The sequence below is a fragment of the Streptomyces sp. BBFR2 genome (assembly GCF_044497305.1).
Classification (GTDB): domain Bacteria; phylum Actinomycetota; class Actinomycetes; order Streptomycetales; family Streptomycetaceae; genus Streptomyces.
In genome coordinates this window covers 1077974-1100815 of sequence record NZ_CP172415.1, presented here as the reverse complement: position 1 = coordinate 1100815, position 22842 = coordinate 1077974, and the positions used below count along the sequence as shown (strand labels likewise).

Genomic DNA, 22842 nt, shown 5'->3' with positions numbered 1-22842 from the left:
CGGCCGCCGAGCCATAGCCGACCGGCGTCCTCCCCGGCGCACCCCGGCCCCCGTCCGCGGGTGGCCACCGAACACCCGGCGTGCGGTCCGCGCGGCCCGCGCCCTTCCCCCACAGCGTCACACCCCGGGCGCATGAGCCTTCGGCGAGGCACACGGCCCGTGGTCAGGAAAGGATCCCGCCATGGCCCTGATGCCCAGCCAGGACGTCATCAACGTTCTCAACGCGTTGGGCATGCAGTGGCCCGAGGCCAACGAGGACCAGCTCCGGGAGGCCGCGGACTACTACCGCCGGGTGGGCGGGGACTTCGGCGGTATCCAGGAACTGTTCAGCCAGGTCTCCCGCGACATCAGCGAGGGCTTCAGCGGCGACACCGCGGATTCGTTCCTGAACCTGGTCAACCAGATGTGCGCCGGGGACAATCCGTACCTCGCCATGGTCGGTAAGCAGGCCGAACAGCTCGCGGAGAACGCCGACGAGACGGCCACCCAGGTCGAGTACGCCAAGTGGTCGGTCATCGGCCAGATCTTCGGCATGATCGCGCAGATGGCGTTCATGGCCGCCCTGTCGTTCGCGCTCGGCCCCGCCGTGATGCTCGGTATGAGCATGGAATACGCGATGGTCCGGGAGTTCATCGTCCAGGTGCTGACGGGGCTGGCGAAGTCCGTCCTGCTGCAGACGGCCCTCGGCGCCGGCATCGGCGCCCTCACCGACTGGGCTATCCAGCAGCGTCAGATCGACCAGCACCACCGCAAGGGCCACGACGAGAAGCTGCTCATCCAGAGCACGGTCGGCGGTGCCATCGGCGGCGCCATCGCCGCCCCGTTCGACCTCATCGGTGTCGGCATCGGCAAGGCGATCGGCAACGCCATCGGGAAGGGCACGAAGGGCGCCCTCACTCAGGAGCTGAACCACCTGGTCGGTGGCGAGATCACCAACAAGTTCGGCAAGGGCGTCTTCGGGGCGGGCTCCAAGGTGGCGCCCGCGATCGGGGAGGGCGTCGAGGCAGCCGGAAAGGTGGGCGCCGCCGAGGAGAAGGCGCTGGCAGTTCCGCTCTCCGACGTGATCAAGGATCCGGCCGCGCGGGGCACCTTCGCCAAGGACCTCGCCAACCTCCTCAGCAATACCCAGGCCCAGTTCGACCAGGGCTTCAAGAAGACCGGCAGCGGCAGCATCGCCGAGGCGTTCACCTCGAAGACCGAGAACCTCTTCGGCAAGCACCTGGGCAACAAGGAGCTGGGCAAGGAGTGGGGCGAAGCGGTCGTCAAGCACTACCGGACGCCGGGCGGCGACCAGGCTCTCCTCAAGCACGAACTGTCCCAGATCGTCGCGAAGCAGGAGTACAAGGGCGCCCTGGGCGAGAGCGGCGGACACTTCTTCTCCCAGCAGGTTCCCGACACGCTGAACCAGGCGATGAAGGACCACCTGCACGGCAACTTCCTCTACAAGGCCGCCGGTTTCGGTACCGGCGTGGCCCTGGACGGCGTCAACAACATGCTCGCCGACGGCGTCACCTCGTACGCCCTGGAAGGTGAGTGGAAGCTGCGGCCCGAGGCGTTCGCCGGCGGCGCGGTCCTCGGCGCCGCCGGCCGCGGACTGGGCGAGTACGTCATGCCGCCCATCGGCCAGGCCCTCGGCGCCGGGTGGGACAAGCTCGGGGATGTCTTCGGGAAGGCGCCGGGAATCGACGCGACCGGGGGCGTCAACGACACCTCGGGAGGCAACTGGGGCTCGGAGGAGACGCGGCCCCTGCTGGCCTCGGACCAGATCTCCGTTGTCAGCAGCACCGACACCACAGGCACCAACGACGGCTCCTTCGGCACCGGAGCGGATGCCTCGCAGGGGCAGGGCGGCGGCGCCACGTCCGGTGGCTTCAGGACCGAGAGCGCGGACCTGGTGGACCTGACGGACGCCGGGCAGGGGAACGGGAGCGGGAACGAGGGGGCCGGACAGCCGAGCGGTGTGGTGAACCCGCAGGTCATTCCGCCGACGCCGCTCGTGCACGGACAGGGCTCGGCCGGCCCGCAGCACTCCGCACCGCAGACAGGAGGGCAGCCCACGTTCGGTACGCGCGAGACCGGGGCTCAGCAGTCCAGTGCCCAGCAGACGAGCGCCAAGGAGCCCGCCGCCTCCCGCCCGGAGACGACCTCGGCCGAGTCGCCCGGCGCGGTTTCCACCGAATCGGCGCATCCCACGTCCACCGAACCGAAGGCCCCCGGAACCACGGAGCCGGAGGGCACACCACACACGACCTCCACCGGTGCGCCGGAATCCCGTCCCACGACGTCCACGGAGCCCTCCGCGGACGACACCACGCAGCAGCCGCACACCGCCACCTCGGAGAAATCCCCCGGCGCGCAGCCGGACACCGTGCGAACGGAGAGCGGAGAGCAGGACGCACCGCACACCGCCACCGAGCAGTCCGGGAACCCGGCGTCCACCCCGCCCGTCACGGAGCCCGCCCCCCACGACACCGCCTCGCCGGAGATGACCGGCCACGCCACCGTGCCCACGGCTACCGGCTCTCCCGACGCCACGCCGCAGCGTTCGGTCTCCGAACTGGTCGACCTTTTGGAGCGGGCCCGTAACCACCCCGGCGGCATGGAGGGGGACGGTCCGCTCCGTCCGATGACGCGGAGCGAACGTCAGGAGTGGGCCGAACTCCAGGTGCTGGAGGCCGGCAAGACGCAGCCGCAGCCCGCCGGTGGCATCGACGCGGGCACGGTGCGGGGGGAGGCCGAGGCGTACCTGACGGAGCTGCACGACGCCCTCGCCGGGCAGTTCCACGTCTCGTCCGACGCGGCCGCCGCATTCGCCCCGGCACCCTCATGGGCCCATGGGACGGCCGGTGAGGCCAGCACCACGGCGCAGGACGGCGAGCACACCGCCACCACGCCGCCCGCCTGGACGGTGCCGCAGGACCCCGACGCGCACCGCACCGCATGGCAGAAGAAGCAGAACCTCATGGCGGCCGAACGCGAGGCCGGACTCCGGGAGAAGGAGCGGGAAGCCGCCCGCAAGCAGCGCTTCGAGGATGTCTTCGAGGCGTGGACCGAGGAACTGTACGGCGACAGCGGCGCCTTCCCGCACGGTGCGGAGAACGGCCCGACCCCCGGTGAGCAGCGGGTCCGTTCGCTCATCGACTGGTACACGGAACGACCGCGGACCGCCGACCAGGTGACCGTGGACAAGCTCGGGGCGCTGGCCGAGCACTGGATGGTCGAGGCCAAGAACCTCGACGGTGACGTCTACTCCCGCCTCCGGCAAAGGGAACAGGACCGACTGCGCCACGGCGCCGACGACGGCGGCGGTCCCGACCACTTCGACACCCCGGAGGCCCTGCGTGCCCACCTCGACCGGCAGTGGGTGACCGAACACCACCTGGAACAGCTGCACCGCTTGTTCGACAGCCTCTTCGACACCTGGCGCGGCAGCCTCTCCCCGGAGCGGCAGCGGGAGCTGGACACGCTCGAAACCTCGCCGTCGCGACCCAAGGGCGGCGACGAGCCGCCCCTGCTCCGCACCCGCGGTGAACGGGCCCGCGAGCAGGCGTGGCTGGCCTACGAGGACCGGGCGCGTGCCCTGATCGAACAGGAGCTGGGCAGCGGTCTGCTGAAGGCGGCGCCGCAGCGGCTCGTCGACGCCTTCGCCCTGGCCACGGATGCCAAGCTGCTGGGTCTGGACGAGGTGTTCCAGCAGGCCCGGGACGAAGGCGCGCTTCCGTCCGACGCCGCCGACCGCCGGGCCCGGGCCGCGCTCGACCGACTCGTCACGTCCGCCAGTATCAGCTCCGACCTGCGCGCACTGTTCAAGGACGCCGAAGCCGACGTCACGCTGCACGATGAGGCCGAGGCCCACTTCACGAAGACGGAGGGCAGTGTCACCTCGGGCGAGCGTGACGCGTCGGGTAACGAGGTCTCCGCGCCGGCGCACCTCGAATCGTCGCTCTCCGAGGGCGGCCGTGAACGGTTGCGGCAGCAGTGGATGGAGGCATACGAGCGCGACCGCAAGGGGCTCTTCGGCGAGCCCGACAGCGCCCGGCGCCGCTTCCACGACGACGAGTTGGCGCGTCTGGCGGAGAAGTGGGAGGCGCGCGACGCCGAGAAGATCCGGCAGTGGCGTGCGGAACAGCGGGAGCAGGACGCCGCCAGGCTGGCGGAGCTGCGGAGTGCGTGGCTGTCCGGCTCGGCCAAGGGGCTGAGGGACCAGTTCCAGGTGTGGAAGGAGCAGGGCGAAGCCGGGACCGCGAAGAAGCTGGTGAAGGGGTGGCGCGGTGAGCTGACGAAACTGCTCGGTGAGCAGAGGGCGAAGAACGCGGAGGAGCTTGCGGACCTGACCGCGCAGCACAAGGGCTCCCCCGAGCTGGCGCAGCTGGCGGAGGCACAGCGGAACCGTGGCGAGGCGGAGCTGGACAAGCTCCGCAGGGAGGGGCCGCCCCGCGACTCCGAGCGCACCGCGCAGCTGGTCCGTGAGTGGCGGGCGGCACGCGACGCCAAGCGAGAGCCGCTGGTCACCGCATGGGAGGAGGAGAGCAAGGCCGGTCTGGAGACGGCCAAGCAGGAGTGGCGGCAGCAGCGCGACACCGAGCTGTCGCAGCGCGAGAAGATCTGGGAGAGGACGCGCGCCGGCCACGAGAACGGCCTGACCGACCTGATCAAACTCCAGATCGCCAAGGAGACGGGAGCGAAGGACATCATCGCGGCCGTTCAGGAGGCCGCGGCGGGGGCCTGGAAGCAGGCCCTGGGCAAGTTCAGCCCGGAATTCAAGGAAGAGTTCCAGCTCGGTATCCGCGGCCTCGACGCGGCGGCGCAGCGCACCGCCGTCTTCTCCCTCGCAGGCGAGCTGCGCCAGCGTCTGGACAGCTGGGCCCACACCCCGGACCGGGACCCCGCCGGAGCCGACAGCCTCATCGCCGAGCTGACCCGCCCCGAGGTCGTCCATGAGCGGATGGCGCTCTCCCTCGCCCGGAACGTCGCGGCGGAGACCGCCCGCTACGAGGCGGAAAGCCTCGCCAAGGACCAGATGCCGGCCGCGCCGCGCGACGCCGTGGACCGGTTCGTCAGCGACCACGTCGAGCGCGTGACGGCGCAGTTCGACGCGATGTTCAAGCCCGTGGGGGCGTCGGGCGCCGAACCCGGCGGGACGGCGGCCCCCGCCGGGACCGGCACGCAGACACAGCCCGACCCACACTCCGAACAGCCCGCCGAGGGCGGACAGGAGGCGCAGGAGGCCGGGGCGGAGCCGACCGGCGGGGCCGACCGCCCGGACGGCACGAACCAGGAGCGGCAACCGCAGGACGGTGAGCCCGGGGAAGCCCAGGACAACGGATCGGACGAGCCCTCCGGGAACGCCATCGACGAGGACCCCGCCCCCTCCGCCCACGCCGACCAGCTCCCCGCCTGGCGGGACGGCCTGGACAGCATGCGGAACGACCTTCCGTACCGCTTCGGTTTCGAGCTGGGTGCCACCGCAGGGATGGACGGCTGGCTGAAGAACCTGTACGAAGCAGCCGCCGGCCGGGGCATCGACCGGGCGGAACTGGAACGGCTCGAAGGCCGCGAGGAGTGGTTCGAGACCTACAAGGGGCTGTGGGGCCCCGAGGACCTCGACGCCGACAACTGGGTCCGCCACCAGCGAGAGAACGGTACGAAGCACGCCCCGGAACCGGACGCCGACGCGCCCGCCGGGCGCGGCGAGGGAGCGCTCGTCCAGCAGGGTGCGCACCCGGATGAGCCGATGCCCTCCGGACACCTCACCGCCGACGCCACCACGCAACCGCGGCACACGGGGACATCCACCGAAGCCGGTTCCGAGACCGGATCGGGAACGTCCCCCGTGCGGGCTGGGCATGAGGCACCGGCGAAGCGCTCGGACGGGCCGCGGGGGGATGAGGACGTCTCCTTTGGTCCGGAGGAGCACCAGGTCACTGCGGAGGGCTCCGCTCCGAAGGCGAAGGACGGGGACGAAGCCGGTACGCACCACCTGGGCAACGGCGCGGGTGGCACGTCCAACCTCCCCACGGCGTCGCCGCTGGACCTGCTCATCGGTCAGCTCCAGGACATGCAGGCCAAGCTGCCCGCCACCGGTGAGCCGGGGGCGCAGCACCTCGGTGAGCAGTCCGTCCTCCATGAACTCTCGGGGGAGGCGGACACCGGGCTGACGCAGTTCGTGGAGCCCGCCGGGAACAAGGGCGGCCAATCCGTCCCGGAGCGGCAGCGAAGCGAGGCCACTTCTCCCGCTTCCGCTCCGCAGGGGAAGGAAGGGGGAGAAGACGGTGCTCCGAACCAGGGCGACCACAACACGGAAGGCACACCTGGCCCCCCGGCAAGCTCACAGCCGGACGAGCACATCGGCCAATGGCCCGATACACAGACCAAGCTCCCTGATACCGCTATGTCGGTTCCGGAGCACGCGAGTGAGCGGCCCGCCCTCCGTGGAGTGGCCCAGGAAGCACCGAAGCCATCGGAGGCAGAGAACAAGAGCCTGCTGACGACGCTTTCGAAATCGGCAGCCACGATGTTCCTTCGGGGGCCCTCAGAGGTCTCCCGTGCCGTGGACGTCAAGTCGGGGACGGATCGTAAGGGTTCCGGCTTCCTGGCGCAGCGCCTCCGCCAGATCTTCGTCAACGACCGCACCGGTCGCGATGCGTCTTCGGAAGCGAAGCCGGAGTTGTTCATTGCGAGCTTCCCCACCGAGGGCGGTATGCGGCAGGCCGGAGGGAATCTCCGGATGGCCGCCCTGCGTCTGGCGTACTTGGCGAGGGAGGCCGAGCAGCAGGGCCTGCGCATGCCTGAAGTCGAGATCCGGGTCACCGGAAAGGGGCCTTTGGCGTCGGGTGCTGCCGACGGCAAGATGCACACCCGGAAAACTCTGGGGGACCAGGTCTCTAAGATCCTACGAAGGGCGCTGGAGGGCGAGCTCAAGAAGGCAGGGGGAGGAGGGAACTCCTCGCTGACCGAGAAGGATTTTCGGATCAAGGTAAAGACATCATCGTCGGACGGGCATTTCCGTGCGGAGATTTCCTTGCGGGCATTCCGTAAGAACGATGAATTTATCAACCCGGAACATGAGGTGTGGTTGACTCCTCGCGGGGAGAGCCGGCCGATTCCTGTGAAGCTCGGCCTTCTCGACCAGAGGGCGGTTCTGGTCAAATCTGGTGGCGGACGGTACAAGGGGCGAGTTCTCGACGCTTCGCCCGAGGCCAGCAGCACCGCCTGGAACCATACCGGGCTCGATCTGACGAGTCGACGTTTTGCGCACCTGGAGCCGTTCGAGGAAGGTTCGGACAGTGAATCCGGGAACAGTGTCGCTGATGAACCTCTGAAGATTCTTCGATGGGGTTCCGTGCCGTGGAAGGCGACTCGTTACCTCTACCTGGTTGTCACGCATGGAGAGCCGGGTAAGGCGCATATGGCGGTGACGCAGAACGGTGTCACCATCGAATACGTTGGTTCGGGGCAGGCTCTCGGCGACGTGGTGAGTGGCCGCAAGAGTTTCGATGACCTCCGGGAGGCAGCTACACAGGCCGGATCGGAGCTACCGCAGGGCCTCCTGATCACGTGCCGAGCGGGAGCCGAGGTGCTGCCCGGTGTCACATTGGCGCAGCAGACCGCGGACCGGGCGGGGTACGAGTTCTGGGCAGGTACCACGAATGTCGTGCAGATCCCTGAGGGAATGGAGGGGTTCCAGGGCGCTGCGCTCGGCCTGGAGGCGGACAAAGAGACCGGGCGGCGCGGTGAGTTCAAGGTTTTCCGGCCGTCTTCGTGGAAGAAAACGGCGCACCCTGGGTACGACGAGAATAATCAGCGTTTCGCCCTGCTGAAGGAAATGCTGGGCAGTGGCCCCGAAAGCGGTGCCAGCCTTCAGGGGCTGGATGCGCCAACCCGCTGGGAAATGGTGGCCAGCCAGTGGGAGGGGCTGAAGAAGCAACTCGAGAAGCAGCTCTTCGATGCGCCTTTGGAACATGCGAAGATCCCGCAGGACGGGCAGCTCGAAAAAGTTAAATATGAGACCACAAAGCCCGCCTTGCGGCGCACCCGTGAGCTGGCGGTGTGGGTCGGTGAAGAAATCGCCGAGCTGGGTGATTTGGTGCGCAACCTATCGGCTGAGTCTGTGGGGTCGGCGTCCGAGCGGGACATCATCCAGCAGGAAATGACCACATTGGCCCGGCGGATCGATGCGGATCTGATTCCCGAGTGGAACAAGCAACTGGGTGATTCGCTCACCGAAACTCAGAGCTCCACGCAGCTCGATTCTTTTCCGGTGGACGAGGACTCCATCTCGTCGGCCTCTCGGACCGCCACGTTCTCCGGTACCACCGCACCGCTGCCGGAAAATGGGCCGGCACTCACGCTACGCGGCCCCACCACTGCTGGTCAGCCTGTGCGTACACCTTCCGAGGAAACGGACGCCGGGCTGACGCAGTTCGTGGAGGAGAACCACCCGGGGTTGCTCAACCAGGTGGGGGAGAACTCCGTCCTCGGCGGGGGCGGTACGGTACGGAAGCCGGGCGCGGCCACGTCGTTCCAACTGTCGGATCAGGATTCCCCGGGCCCGATGTCCCAGGACCCGTCCGATGGACTGAAGGTCCGCGCGGACGACGCCGAGTGGCAGGCTCGCCGTCACAAGCTGGCGCAGGGGCCGAAGAAGACCGCCGACACCTTCGTGCCGGATGTCAGGGACACCCTCCTCCAAGCGGGGCCGGGCGCGGTGTCGTACGTCCTCGGCGAGCAGGGCGGGACGGTGCAGAAGCTCTACGCCGTCAACCAGAACAACAAGGTGACCTGGTACGACTCCGCGGGGAACGAGATCGCCGAGCCCAGGATGGGCGGCCGGCTGCCCGGTACCGGGACTGGGACCGCTTCCGGGGCCGTCCCGACCACCGGCGAGGCCCGCTACAGCTCGATCGATCTGCGGCCCGACGGGCGGATGGTGCGCCCCACCATCGGCGTGCAGCAACTGCTCGACATGCCCGGCGGCAGGGGTGCGGACAACTTCACGCACCTGTTGCCGCACCCGTCTGTGATCCCGCTCACCACCTCCATCCTGCACAGCCCGGGCACGTCGTCCACCGGCCTCGGGCAGGGGTCGAAGAAGGTGTCCTTCGCCTCGGAGGACGACCGGGGGAACGGCGCGGTGACACAGGAGACGGGCCCCTCCGGCACCGTCACGCAGCAGCCGGCCCCTACGCCCGGTACCGCCGCGGAAACCTCCCCCGCCTCCGTGAACGCCACGTCCTACGAGGTGACACGCGACGGCAGGCAGCTCCAGGGCCCCGACGGGGAGACCTACCTCCTCAACACGGCTCGGCCGGGCGGTACGGGCTTCGTCAGGGCGCTCGCGCATGTGCTGAGGACGGTGTCGCCGTACCAGTACCGCTCCCCGGACGGCGGGCAGGGGACGACCACGCTGTCCGAGCTGATCACCGCGACGGTCTCGGGTGCCCTCGCCCACGAGGTGAAGCTGGAGGAGAGGCTTGTCAGCGACGAGATGTTGGACGCCGCCGGGATCGTCCTGGACGAACAGTTCCACGAAGCCTTTCTGAAGAAGGACCGTAAGCCGTCCGGACTCTCCCCAGATCACTACAGCGTGCTGGTCAAGCACCTGGTGCAGAGCGACGACTGGAGCGCCGTACCGGTGGCGGTGGCGGTCGAGGCCGTCGCCAAGGAGCTGAAACTGCGTCTGACGCTCGTCGACGAGCACGGCACGCACACGACCCTGGGCAGCGCCGGGCCCCAGGTGGTCATCCGGCACGTGAACGGCGCCTTCCAGGGCGCGGCGCTCTCCGCCATCCGTCACATCCAGCGCACGGTCGCAGCGCTGGAGGACGCGTACGACCAGCTCGCCGCGGCCCACGACCTCCCTGCCCGGAAGGTCGATGACCTGGTCTGGACCCCGGGCCTCGGTGCCGGGGGGCTGCCCGTCAGGCACACCGTGCCCACGACCGGCGCGGTCACCACGGGCGAGCCGCCGCGCACGCTCACCCACGACGAGATCCATCAGTGGCTGGCGGAGGAGACCTCCGCGCAGAGGTACGGCGAGGACATCGCGGTGTGGAGGGCCCTGGGGAACCAGGAGCCGTACCTGAACAAGGAGGAGTGGTCCCGGCAGGTCGCCGCCCGGCGCCTGGAGTACCTGCGCGCGCTCCAGCGCCATGTGGTGTTCGCCCCGCGTGAGGACGGCGGCGCCCCGCCGAAGTCGGTGGCCGACAACGAGGTGAAGCCTCTGCCGGTCGAACACCTCGACGCGGACCGGCCGGTCATCATTCACCAACTGCCGGACGGCGTCCGGCCGGCCGGACGCAAGGGCGGCACCGACGTCTTCGAGGACGGCAGCAGCCTGGAGCAGAAGGTCGCTTTCGTCGGCAGTACAACAATCGTCCTGCGTGAGGCCAGGAAGATCGCGGACCGGCTGATCGACGGTCTCACGAACATCTCTCCCGAAACCCGTGCCGGGCTGAAAAAAGAACTCATCAGCGTCATGGAGGGCCGTCCGCACACCCTCCTGAACCTCGGTGGGCAGGAGACGGGGAGCGGCACGGGGGCGACCAGGCCCGCTCGTACTTCGCTCGGCGACGGTGTGCTGCTGACGTACCCCGCCCTCGACGGGACACCGATGGGGCTGGCCATCGCCGCCGACACCTTCGGCGAGCACAGCCGCTACGCGGACCCGCAGGAAGTCAAGGTCACGACCGGCACCAACAGCAGTGACACGGTCGGCAGCGTCTACAACACGCCGGCTTCGGTGCAGGTCGGGGCCACCTTCGGGATCACGACGGGCTCGCCGTTCGGGAGCCTGATCACCGCCGGTGCCACGGCGGCCATCAACCAGTCCAACCACAGCACCACGCTCCAGACCAAGGTCACCGACAAGCGCGCCGTCGGCGCGAGCGGCGGCTCGCACACCTACGTCAACAACGTGGACTTCGAGGCGCAGCCGTACACCTACGGCGAGAGCGGGCGGCTGGTCCCTGCCGGGGCACCGGTGCGCCTCACCGTCGAGGGCGGCTTCCGGTGGCGGGTGCCGGACTCTCTGACGGAGAAGCAGTCCGACAAACCGCTGGCCTTTCCCCGGTCCTTCACCCCGAGTCCGGGCCACCACCTCGACCTGGCCGTGGCCGACCACCTCGCCCTCACCTCGGAGCTGACCGAGTGGGCCCGTGAAGTCGCGGGCTTCCACGGACAGTTGAAGCCGAAGATGCCGGGCATGGACTCGCTCCATGAGCACACCGCCGCGGCCAATGTCCACGAGACGCTCATGCCGGCGCTCAAGGGAGGGCGGCAGACCGTCCAGCTCCACGATGACCACAACCGGGTCGTCGGCAGCCTCTCGTACTCCGTCGAGATCGATCCCGGCAAGCCGGTCACGCTCGTCCGGCAGGTCGAGGGCGAGAGCAAGGTCCAGCGGAACACCGCGATCGGTGTCGGCAACACCCGCGCGGTGACCACCCAGCTCACGGGCAATGTGGCCCTGGGCCCGTCGATCAACCAGGCGGGCTACCAGGTCCGGGCCGTTGGCACCGGGGTTCTCACCACCGGGCGGACCAAGACGGTGGCTGTGTCCGACAAGGTGCAGAACCAGTTCGGGGTGAGCAACAAGGCGCTGCATGGTCTGTACGACGTGCAGCTGAAGGTGAAGGCCACCTTCGAGCCCGGCTACGTGAAGGCCGGCTTCCGAAGTTCCGAGGTGTTCCACGGCGCCGCCGCGCGGACCGGCGACGGCTCCGGCGGGCACGGGACGCCGCTGGAGCACACGGTGACCGCCCATGCGCTGCTGCGCCTGTCCGAGCACGACACCCGCACGTTGACCGGCTGGGACAACAACCTGCGGATCAAGCCGTCCGATCCCTCCGCGCTGCGCACCCCGCACCCGAAGCTCACGGGTGAGACGTCCGAACCGCAGCGGCCGAAGGAGCTGGCGCCGGGACAACTGTCCCTGTCCATGCCGAACTTCGTCAGCATCACGGGAAGCACCCCCCTCACCGAGGCGCCTGCGCGGCCCGGGCGCAAACTGCTGCGCACGCGCGCACTGCGCGGAGTGGGACGCCGTGCAGCGCTCCGGCGGACCGCCACGCAGTTCCTGCCGCCCTCCAGCCCCTCCGTCGCCTCGACGCACTCCCTGCCGGACCTGTCCCAGCACCGCCACCCCTCGCCGGCGCACACCCCGCCGAGCACGCCCGCCGACTCCCTCGCGGAATCCCCCGGCGTCCACGCCCTGACGGGCGGCGGGGTGCTGCCGCTGCCGCTCCCGGACCGGGACGCGCAGATCCGGGACTCCGTACCACGGGTCCGCCTGCCGGAGCAGGTCGCGCGGAACGTGGAGAACGCGCTGGTCACGAACGCGTCGTCCCGGGTGCGGAAGATGGTCGTCGCCGAGCGCACCCTGCACCAGCGGGTGGGCTACGGACTCCGCCGCCTGGTGCCTCCCGTGGGGCGGGCGTTCGGACTGCCGGTCAAGGACGCGCGGTTCCCCACCCCCGGCAAGACGCTGCTCCAGGCCAAGGAGAACCAGCAGCGGCTGCACCTGTACGGGGACGCGATGGACACCCGCATCCCCGAACTCCTGGAGAGCGGCCCCCGCTTCGTCGACGGCAAGTGGGTTCTCTCCGCCGAGACGCTCATCTTCAGCCTCCGCCGAAAGAGCCGGCTGCGTGACGACACGCTGCCGTTGACGGTGAAGCTGGAGATGGCACAGAGCGAGTACCTGGGGCTGGTGACCGGCTCCGGCACCAGCGGCTCCGTGTCCACCTCCCGGGACATCTCCGCGAGCACCGAGACCCAGCAGGGCTGGCAGCTGGGCGCCACCGTCGACGGCGGCGCCAAGATCCTCGAGAAGTACAACGTCCTCTCCCTCGGCGTGGTCGGCTCCTACGGCAGGACCCACACCGGCAGGTCGGAGACCGGCTGGGGCACCGGGACCGAATACGGTGCCTCCCCGGAGAAGCGCACCCACATCTACCGCTACCGGGGCACGCTGACGTTCGGTGCCGAGTACTTCGGTGTCCCCCGACGGTGGTTGCGGCCGTTCGCCGGTGCGCTGCTCAACATCCCGCCGTCCCAGGTGAAGTTGAGCAGCCGCGAGGACGGCGCTCTCGTCATCGACGTACAGGCGGACGTCCACCACCCGGACAGCCTGATGCCAGCCAACCTGCGGCCCGTCCACCAGCCGTCCACCGAGCAGCTGCCCCCGCTCGACCAGAGGCCCCCGGGGCAGGAGGAGGGCCCCGCCTTCCAGCAGGCCGCACGCGAGATCAGGACGCTGCCGTCCGAAACCGCTCAGCAGTGGATCGATCACGTCCGGCAGCAGCAACAGCAACTGGCGGCCACCTTCCAGGTGCCGCTGCGCCCGCTGCTGCATACCGGTGACCTCGTCGAGGTCGCGCGGAACATCCTCACCCCGATGAGCGGCTCCCTGAGGAAGGGGCTGGCCACCTCCGGCACCCACACCCACCAACTGCTCACCCGGCAGCTGGAGAACCTCTCACCTGCCACCGGCATCGTCGTCCTCGCCCTGCCGCACAACGGTGTCTTCGGTGACCAGCTACAGCTCGCGGTGCGCACCGGCGTCCGCGGCCCGTACGTCATCGACGTCGTGGACACCGGGCTGGACCTCAAGCACGGTGTGCCCAGCAGCCTCACCATCGGCCACGGCTCCTCCTCCACCACGACCATCAACATCCAGGGCCAGATCGTCGGCGCGACCGCCTACCACGTGGGCCAGCCCGGCGCGTTCCAGGTGAACCAGGGAGTGGTCGCGCTTCTGACGCTGTTCAACCGCGGTACCACCCGGAGCGTCTCCCAGACCCTCGCCCTCAGCTCCGGACTCAGCGAGACCCGTACGGGCCGTAAGGCCCGCCTCGGCTTCGACGCGGTCGGCTTCGACATGACCGCCGGCGTCAAATCGCTCGACCCGGCCCGCAGGCTGGCGTCCGCCGCGGCCAAAACGGCACACGGCGGCGCGGTGGTGCGCGGTGGCGCGGAGACCTTCGCCGACCTCGCCGACACCGAACGACTCGGCCTGATCACCAACGGCCTGCCCGGGCTGCCGGAGCCGGAGCTGTGGCAGCCGCCGTCGGTTACCTCCTCGTTCGTCTCGATCCGGGGCACGCTCGACCCGGAGCGGGCACTGGACATCCTCGCCGGGAAGCTCGGCGGCAAGGTCCTGACGGACGACGCGCTGACCCGGGAGGGCGAGACGCGCCTCCAGGTCCGGACCCTGCTCACGTCGGACGCGGTCAACGGCGGCCTCCACTACCAGCTGGTCCGCGAGGGCATGCGGATCACCACCTCCCGGGGTGACCTGCTCATCCGTCTGGTACCTGGTAAGCCCGCCTTCCAGGGACTGCGCAGCGGTGTCACGCTGGACGAGGACCGCAGCCTCTCCTACACGCAGGCCAGCGGCATCTCCACCTCTGTCACCCAGAGTGTCGCCCTCACCACCACGGACGCGGCCCTCACCGAGCAGAACGACCCGGTGAGCGGCACCGCTCCGAAGCAGACGGCAGGCATGGGCGGCGCCGTCACCGGCATGGCCGCCGCCACGGCGAGCCGCGGGCAGACCCGCTCCCAGACGACCGATGTCACGACCTCGCTGTCGGTGAGCGGTACCTTCGCCGCCTTCCTGACCGACTATCACCTCGAACTCACCCACACCGACACCGACGGCAAGCAGATCACCGTCCTGGAGCCCGTCGGCAGTCTGACGCACCTCCATCCCGAGCTGCTGCTGACCCCCGCGAAGGAGAGCGCTACCACCGGGCAGGACATGGCCGGGCCGAGCACCGAGCCGGACACCACCCCCGCCGCGACGGACGGCACGGTCACCACCGAGGGCTCTGTGCCCACCGTGCCGCAGCTCACCGGCCATGTCTCCCCGCAGCAGTGGCAGGCCGAGCACACCAAGCTCACCCAGGCCCTCGCGCACAAGGACGTCATCGTCCTCGACGGCACCCTCGGCGCCGGGCGCCTCCAGGAGCATGTCATCGTCGCCCTGGACCTCGCCCATGGCGAGAAGACCGGGCTCACCCGGTCGCAGGACACCGGCTCCGGCACACCGCACCAGCCGTCCGTCCTGGGCAGCAGCAGCCTCACCCGGCCGGGCACCGCGGCGGCGCGGCAGGTCGCCGAGCAGAACTCCTCGGCGGCGCTGCGCGCGGTCTTCCCGCAGCTCTTCGTCTCCGGTGGCTGGCAGCAACCGCCCGTCATCAGCGGCACGTTCCTGGGCACCGCCAAGGGCGCGGTCACCGTCCACGGGCGCGCCGGACGGGCCCGGCCGCAGATCGCCGGGGTCGTCGACGGCATCACCGTCGCCTCCGACCGTCGCGTCACCGACACCGAACAGCACAGTGCGGGCTCCACCGTCAGCGCCAGCATCGTCCCGGCGGCCGCGCCGACATACACCCAGACTGTCCCGCTCAACTCCCGTGCCGCCAGCTCGCTTCCCACGCAGGGCGATACGACCAGCACCCAGCAGGGCACCGCCAACGCCTTCAACGCCACGCTGTCGCCGAAGGCGGAGCGGTACGTCAAGGTCACCACGTCACTGGACTTCCTCGTCGAGGCGCAGGTCACCAAGCAGACGCTCAAGAAGGGCGCCGACGCCACGGGCAAGGCACTCACCGAGCTGGCCCACACGGTCAAGACGGCCATGAAGCGCAGCGACGACCCCGAGGCGGCCGCCCGCGACCTGCTGGACAACGCCTTCACCACGTCCGAGAACTCGGCCACCACCGTCCTGTCCACCGGCGAGAGCGTCACGCTCCTCGTGCCCGAACGGGTCCTGCGCGAGCTGGGCCTGCTCGATGACGACAACTTCCCCGTCGCCCTCGGCGAGGCGTACGACCACGTCAAGGACATCCGGGAGAAGACCGAGGAGACGATCGGGCAGTACGAGGAAGCGGTCATCCGCGTCGAGCGGCGCTACGAGGAGCTGTACGGCATCCTCCGCGAGGCCCACGAGATGCGGGAGGGCACCGCCGGAGAAGGCCACCACACCCTGGAGGAGCTGGAGAAGAGCTACCGCTCGACCCAACTGCGCCTGGTGGACCAGGAGATCGAGCGCACCTCCCTGGGCGCCGAGGTCGACCGGCTCCGCCGTGAACTGCGCAAGGCCGAACTGAGCGCGGCGCAGCAGTGCTCCTGGTACCAGAAGGACGCGAAGGACCGGCAGGGCAGTGCGCCGGAGCCCTACACCTGGGACAAGGAGGAGCAGGCCACCCGCCGCCCGCTGGCACAGCCGACCGGCGAGACCCCCGGCCCCGCCGCGTCGCGGCCCACCTCACTCCTCACCGACGAGCGGGCCACCCGGCTCGTCGCCGCCGCCCGCTCCCAGGGCGGGCTCTGGCCCGGCGGCGCCGTCCCGCCAGCCCACCTCGCCCTGCGCGAACAGCTCAAGGCCCACGCCCTCGACGAGGCGCTGCGGGACAAGGTCACCGCCCTCGACGAGGCGGAGGAGGCCGTGGCGAAGGACGCGGCCACCGCCTCCGAGGAGGAGAAGAAGACCGCTCAGGACCTGGTGGAGCTGCGCCGCGCCGAGCTGGCCTACCTGGCGCAGGCCCGGCAGCGCGCCGCCGAGGCCGCCGAACGCCTCACCCAGGCGCTCCAGGAGTTCGCCCACCGGCAGCCCGGCGAGGGCGAGAGCCAGGACCTCATCGAGCAGCAGGCCACGCACCTGCTCAGCGGCGCACCGGTCTTCCTCACCGACGACGTACCCGGCCGGCTGGCCGATGCCCGCGCCGCGCTGGACACGGCCCGGAAGGCCCTGGAGACGTCCACCACCGCCGATGCCCGGCAGGCGGCGCTGGCGGAGCACAAGCGGCACCTGGCGACCATCAAGCATCTGCAGCACGTCGCCGCGGTGGAACCGGCCGTCCACGCCTTCGCCAAGGAGCAGCAGCCCTCGTCCTTCCCGGAACCGCCGTTGGTCAAGGAGTTCACCGGAACACACGGCGACGCCGTCCGGCGCGCCGTCGACCATCTGGCGGAACAGGACAAGCCCCGGCTGTTCACGAAGGACGAACAGACCGACCCCCATGCCTCGCTCACGTACACCGGACCCGACGGCACCGTCTACGACGTCGTCGACCCTCACGATCCGGCGGCCCCCGATGCCACCAAGGGCGAGGGGCTGTTCCTCGCGCTCTACCAGGGCGTCAAGGACCTCGCCGACGGCGGAATGACGCCGACCGGCGAGCCGATGGCGAAGCTGCTCGCCGACGGCGAGACGGGGAATCTCTCCGCCGTCGCGCACGGTATGCGCAAGGAGCTGGCCGACAAGCTGGTCAGGGATGCCGACGACCCCGGGTCCTGGATCAACTACAGCAACGACACCGCCAACACCCTGCTCCAGTGGGACCCGCGTCGCGACGTCTTCACCAAGGACGACCTCGAAGCGGCCGGACTGTCGCTCCGGCCGGAGCATCAGCTCGAATTCGACCAGGAAGGCGTCCTCCACACCAACGTCGAGGTGCCGCACGCGGCCCGGGTGACGCTGATCTCCCGTCAACTGCGGTTCCCGGCGCACAGCGAGGACCGCCGTGCCGGCCACGAGACGCGCGAGGCGACCGACTCCTACCCGGTCCCGCTCCTGTTCCAGAGCCTCTACGGGGTCGACGTCCACGTGGTACGCCCCGAGGTGCCGGTCGAGGAGTTCCACAGCAACAGCCCGTTCGGCCCGCCCGACCCGGAGGCACCCACCCGGCCCAAGATCACGATCCTGGTGGAGGACGACACCGTCAAGTTCCTCCGGCCGAGGCGTCCGGCACCGGTCACGGTGACCGATGAGGAGACAACGCAGGCCACGGGGGCGCGGGCTCCCCAGGCGCAGGGCGACGCCCAACTCGGAGACGACATGTACTCCGTCCTGTCGGGGAAGCGGCACGACCCGGACGCGGAGCTGACGACGGACCAGCTCCTGGAGCGGGCCGTTCGGCTCCACGACAAGCTGGCGTCCGAGGAAGCCCAGGGACAGGACTCCGCAAAGACCCCCGGGAACCAGGTGACGGGGGACGGCCCCGCTCAGAGCCCGTTGACGGGGGAGAAGCCCGCCCCCCACCAGGTGGCAGGGGAGGAAACTGCCCAGAGGCAGGGGGACGACGGTGGCGAAGCCACCGAGAGCCTGACGTCGGAGCGGGATGGGCAGGAAGCCCTGGGGAGGACCTCGCAGCTGGATGCTCCGGTGGGCCGCATGGCTCCCGGCGACGACCTGACCGACGCGGCACAGGCGCTGTCCCGTGGCAAGGATCCCTTGACGGGCCTGCCCGCGAAGTCGCCGCTGGAGGCATTGGCGGAGCAGTTGACCACCGGCGACCTGGCCGGTGCCGTGGAGAAGCTGACCGGGTCCGGTTCCCGCGACGAGATGACCGGGAAGGCTCTGCCGGAGCTGTCCCCGCTGGACGCGCTGAAGGACCGACTGGCCCGGATGTCGCGAGAACTCGGACCGGAGCCGACGCAGGAGCACGACGGGGGCCAGGACACCGAGCAGGCTCAGCTCTCCCAGGAACCGGCGACCCCCGCGGAGGAGGGCGGGAACGCCACGAGCGGCAGTCAGTGGGTGGGCCTCTCCGATGAGGGCCCGGGACGCGGCGCGGGTGCCGAAGAGCGGTACACGGTTCCGTTCGGGGAAGGGGAGAAGCAGGTCAGCCCCCACCATCAAAAGGTGCTCCACGACGTGGTCCGCCGCCTCATCGCGCTCGCGCGGGAGGGCAAGGGACTTCCCACGGTCCGGGTGACGGGTTACGGCAACGGGACACGTATGCCGTGGCGCGACTCGGAAGGACAGGCGCGGAGCACCGGCAAGGAGCGAAGCCGCCACGTCACGGACGCGTTGCGGCAGGAGCTCCGTGAGCGGCTCAAGGACGACCACGGTGGGCTGACCGCCGAGCAGTTCGAGTTCGAGGAGGAGGTGCCGGGAAGCGAGGAGCTCACTCGCGGGACGGCGCAGGAGCGCCGCCGCGCCGACATCGTCATCGTGCCGCCCCGAGGGCAGCAGCTGAGGGCAGCTACCGTCCAGCCCGCGCCTCCCAGGCGGGACATCGTGTCCACGCATCAGCCGAAGGGTGAGGAGCGAAGCAGCCAGTTCATCGACGAGGACGTGATGCTGGAGACGCTCGTCCCCGGGAAGAACTCGCACGGGGACCCGCTCCGTCTCGGTGACATCGACCATGCGCCGGCTCTGAGCACCGACGGGAAGAAGATCGGCCGGATCTTCACGGGCAGCAACGAAGCAGACGTATTCGCCTCCTTCCAGAACCTCGACCTCACGAAGCCGTACTTCGCCCACTACGCGGATGAGGACACGGACGTCCACGGCGTTCCGAGGCTCATCGGGCTGCAGGAGACGCAGTGGGACCCCAGTCGGCCGACATACGTCGTCGTGATGCATGGGAAACCCGGTCGCGCGCTCTTGTTCACGACAAAGGGTGAAGAGGCGATCAAGCATCATGTAGAGGGCAAAACAGCCGGTAAGGTCATCGCTCGACGCCCGAGCAAAGAGGCGTTGGTGGAAGAGGCGAAGAGGGCGGGGAAGCGCCCGCAGCTTCTCCTCCTCATGTGCTACGGCGGAGCATCCCGGAACGGCCACGTGGTCGCTCAGGGCTTCGCGGACGAGACCGGCATCGACGTCCTCGCGGCCAACGCTGAAGTTCTCGCTCAGCCCAACGACTTCGATGAGCGGTTCACCCTCGGGCTGCGCCCGGACAAGAACGGAGACCCGGGAGTCTGGAAGTGGTTCTTCGCCGACGACGAGGTCGCTACCGCAACGGACAACGCCCCCGCCAAGGACCTGTTCCACCCGTCGCTGGTGACCGTGGTGGCCCAGCAGGGGCATGTCCAGCTCGGTGCCGCACAGCAGAGCGCCGCCGACAGCAGTGAACTGACGCAGAAGAATGCGCACCCCGCGTACAGCGTGCAAAAAGAGCTTGTGAGGAAGCTTCGCGACGCTGTCGTCGTCGGATTTTCCGGGGAAGCGAGCAGGCCCACCTGGACTGACTTCGTATCCCGTTGGGCGGAGCTGGGGCAGTCGGTGGAGGTGCAGCTCAGGGACCCGAATTACGCGGCACTCAAGGGCAACCGGCCACGTTCGCTCATCGCGGACCCCTCCGAGGAACTCGACCCGATGGGTGTGGCGCGCACGCGGAACCTCGCTCTGTGGGCCCGCGATGAGGTCAGCGAGCTGCAGCACCTGCTCAGTGAGATGCCGGGCGACCTCATGGGGCTGACGCCGACGCCGGCACACGTCCAGCAGCAGATGTCCCGGCTGATCCGCCTGATCGACGCACAGGTCGATGAGTGGGAGCGCCTCGGCCTCAAGGGCGATGACACCGGAAGGTCAACCGGACAGCAGTCCACCGACCCCGCCCACGAGCGGCGAACGGTGATGGAACAGTCCTCGCAGGCGACTGCGGCATCCGCCGCCGAGAACCCGCCCGCCCACGGTCAATTCCTGGATGACGCCCACACCCTGATCCGCCGATGGGGCAAGAAGCAGGTGACCGGCGAGCCGCAGGAGTGGCACGAGGAAGGCCGGCGGCTTCTGGCCGAGCTGGACCGGTTGGTGCGGAGCGAGGCGGCCGACGAGGACCTGCGGGAGACCGCACAAGCCCGACGGGACGACCTGCTGGCGATGCTGCCGTCCGAGGAGCTGTCCGGGGGCGCGGATTCCCCGCCCCTGCCGGCCCCGCCCGTCGAGGGGGCCGAGACCGGAGCGCCCACCGACAGCCGGGAGGAGGAGCCCGTCCTCGGCCGGAACGAGGAGTCCGACGAGCAGCTGCCCGGTTACCAGCACCCCACCTACTCCCCGCAGGAGAGCCGCCAACTGGCCCGGGAAATCGGCCTCTCCGTAGCCGATTTCGAGAAGTACAGCCCGTATGCATGGTTCGATCCCGAGCAGCTGACGCAGCTCGGTCGCGCTCTGGGTGTGCGGAACATGGCGCCCCTGGCGGAGCTGAGCCGGTCCATCGGGCGGGTGCCGTCCGACATCCCGGCGCTCGCCGGGGAACTGGGCATGGCATCGGCCAAGGACCTCTACCGGGTGGCGCGTGACCTGGGCATCGACCCGCGGCACCTGGCGCACGCCTTCCCCCACTCGCTGCGTCGGGTGAACGAGGACGTGCCGACCCGGACGGCGCAGCACTTCCGGCTCATGCTGGACCGCCAGTTGGCACGCTTCGGCGCGCCCGTCGTCCCGCGCGGCCGGGCCGAGGCCGACCTCGACGCCGTGCGCTGGCTGCTGGAGCTGGCCCACCGCGAGCAGCTGCCCTGGCCGGACGGGGACACGGCGATCGAGCGCGGTGACCGCAGGATCGTCCACGGCACGATGCAGCACTTCCTCGACTACGCCCAGAAGAAGCTCGTGCCTCAGGCGCAGGTTCAGGCACAGGCACACGCTCAGGTTCAGGCGCAGGTACGGGCAGGGAAGCTTCCGCGGCAGCACGCTTCGGCGGCGGAGCGGAAGCTGGTGCAGGAACTGGCGCTGCAGCAGGTGACGGGCGCTCTGAAGGCCGAGCATCCGGAGGACCTGTATCTGCTGCTCACCCAGTACCGGGACTCGGGCGAGTACAACCGGCGGGGGCTCCCCTCGTACGACGAATCCGTCGCCGTTCCTGCGGGTACCGACGGTGCCCGCGAACGGCTCGTGCTGTCGGACTGGGAAATCTCCGACTGGGCCCGGCATTGGAGTGTGGAGCAGGGGTATGTCCGCGGGCTGGCCCGGACCTCATGGTTCGACCCGCAGCGTCTGGAGAGCCTGCGGGCCGCGCTGGGCGTCCACGAGATCCGTAACCTGATCCGGCTCAGCCGGGCCATCGGCCGGGTGCCGACCGACATTCCCTCACTCGCGTTCCGCCTCGGCATGCCGAACGCCAAGGACCTCTACCGGGTGGCGCGCGATCTGGGCGCGGACCCCCGGTACCTCGTGCACCTGTTCCCCGGTCGGCTGAGCTCGCTGCGTCAGGGAACGGGGCTGCTGTCGTCGCCGCGTCCCCACCAGCGTTTGGTACACGAGGTGAAGCAGGAACTGTCCGCCCTCGGCGCCTTGCGCCCCCAGCACTACAACTGGCTGTTCGAGCTTGCCGTGCGGGAAGGGCAGTTCTGGGAGACCGGGCCGTCGGATCAGTGGCCGCAGTCCCTCCAGGGCTTCCTCCGGTTCATCGGTGGTGCCGAGGAGCTGGAGACGCTGTACCTGGTCCGGGGCCAGGGGGATCACCTGGCGAGCCGGCTGGCCGAGTGGCGGGACACCTTCACCCGGCCGGCTCCGTACGACGACCAGGCACCCCCGGTGTACCGGGCCGAGATGCTGGGTCTGACGGGACAGGATGCGGCCGACCTGGTGCGGCTGACCGAGGAGCTGGGCGGTGTGCCGGCCGCGTTGCACGAGGTGGCGAAGAAGACGGGGATCTCCGCGTCCCATCTGGTGGCCGACAAGGAGCAGCGCGTCAAGGCGGTCTCCCGCATCCTGACCTGGCCGCCGGTGATCGGGAACGACGAGGCGTCCGTACGGAGCAGGGCCGCTCGGGAGCGGGCCTTCACGCAGGTGGAAGGGGTGCTGTTCCGGAAGGGGTTCGAGGCGGCGGAACGCGCGGTGGCGCGGGCGTACGTCCAGCAGCGGCAGGCCGAGTACGACGCTCTTCCGCAGCAGTTGCGGGAGGAGTTCGAGCAGCTCCAGCCGGGTGCCCAGGAGCTTCAGCGGGACGTCTTCCTGAGGGGCGAGCGGGTCAGGCTGACCGACGAACAGGCCCGCCTGTTCGGGAAGGACAGCGTCAAGTCGTCGATCGGTACGGATGACGAGCGGCGGGGGAAGGCCCGGGGCGGTGCGCCTCGGCGAGGCCGGGGATCCGGCGTGGCTTCCGG

At 69.7% G+C, this 22842-nt stretch carries 1 protein-coding gene (running past one end of the window); it reads left to right on the top strand.

Translation table 11 applies throughout. The annotated features are described in order from the left end of the window. Positions 1–181: 181 nt before the first annotated feature. Positions 182–22842, top strand: the start of a protein-coding gene (locus ACGH2B_RS03605; protein WP_399083945.1) for an EndoU domain-containing protein. 24448 nt of this gene lie beyond the right edge of the window; only the first 22661 of its 47109 coding nucleotides appear in the window; its start codon is at positions 182–184; the stop codon falls past the right edge of the window.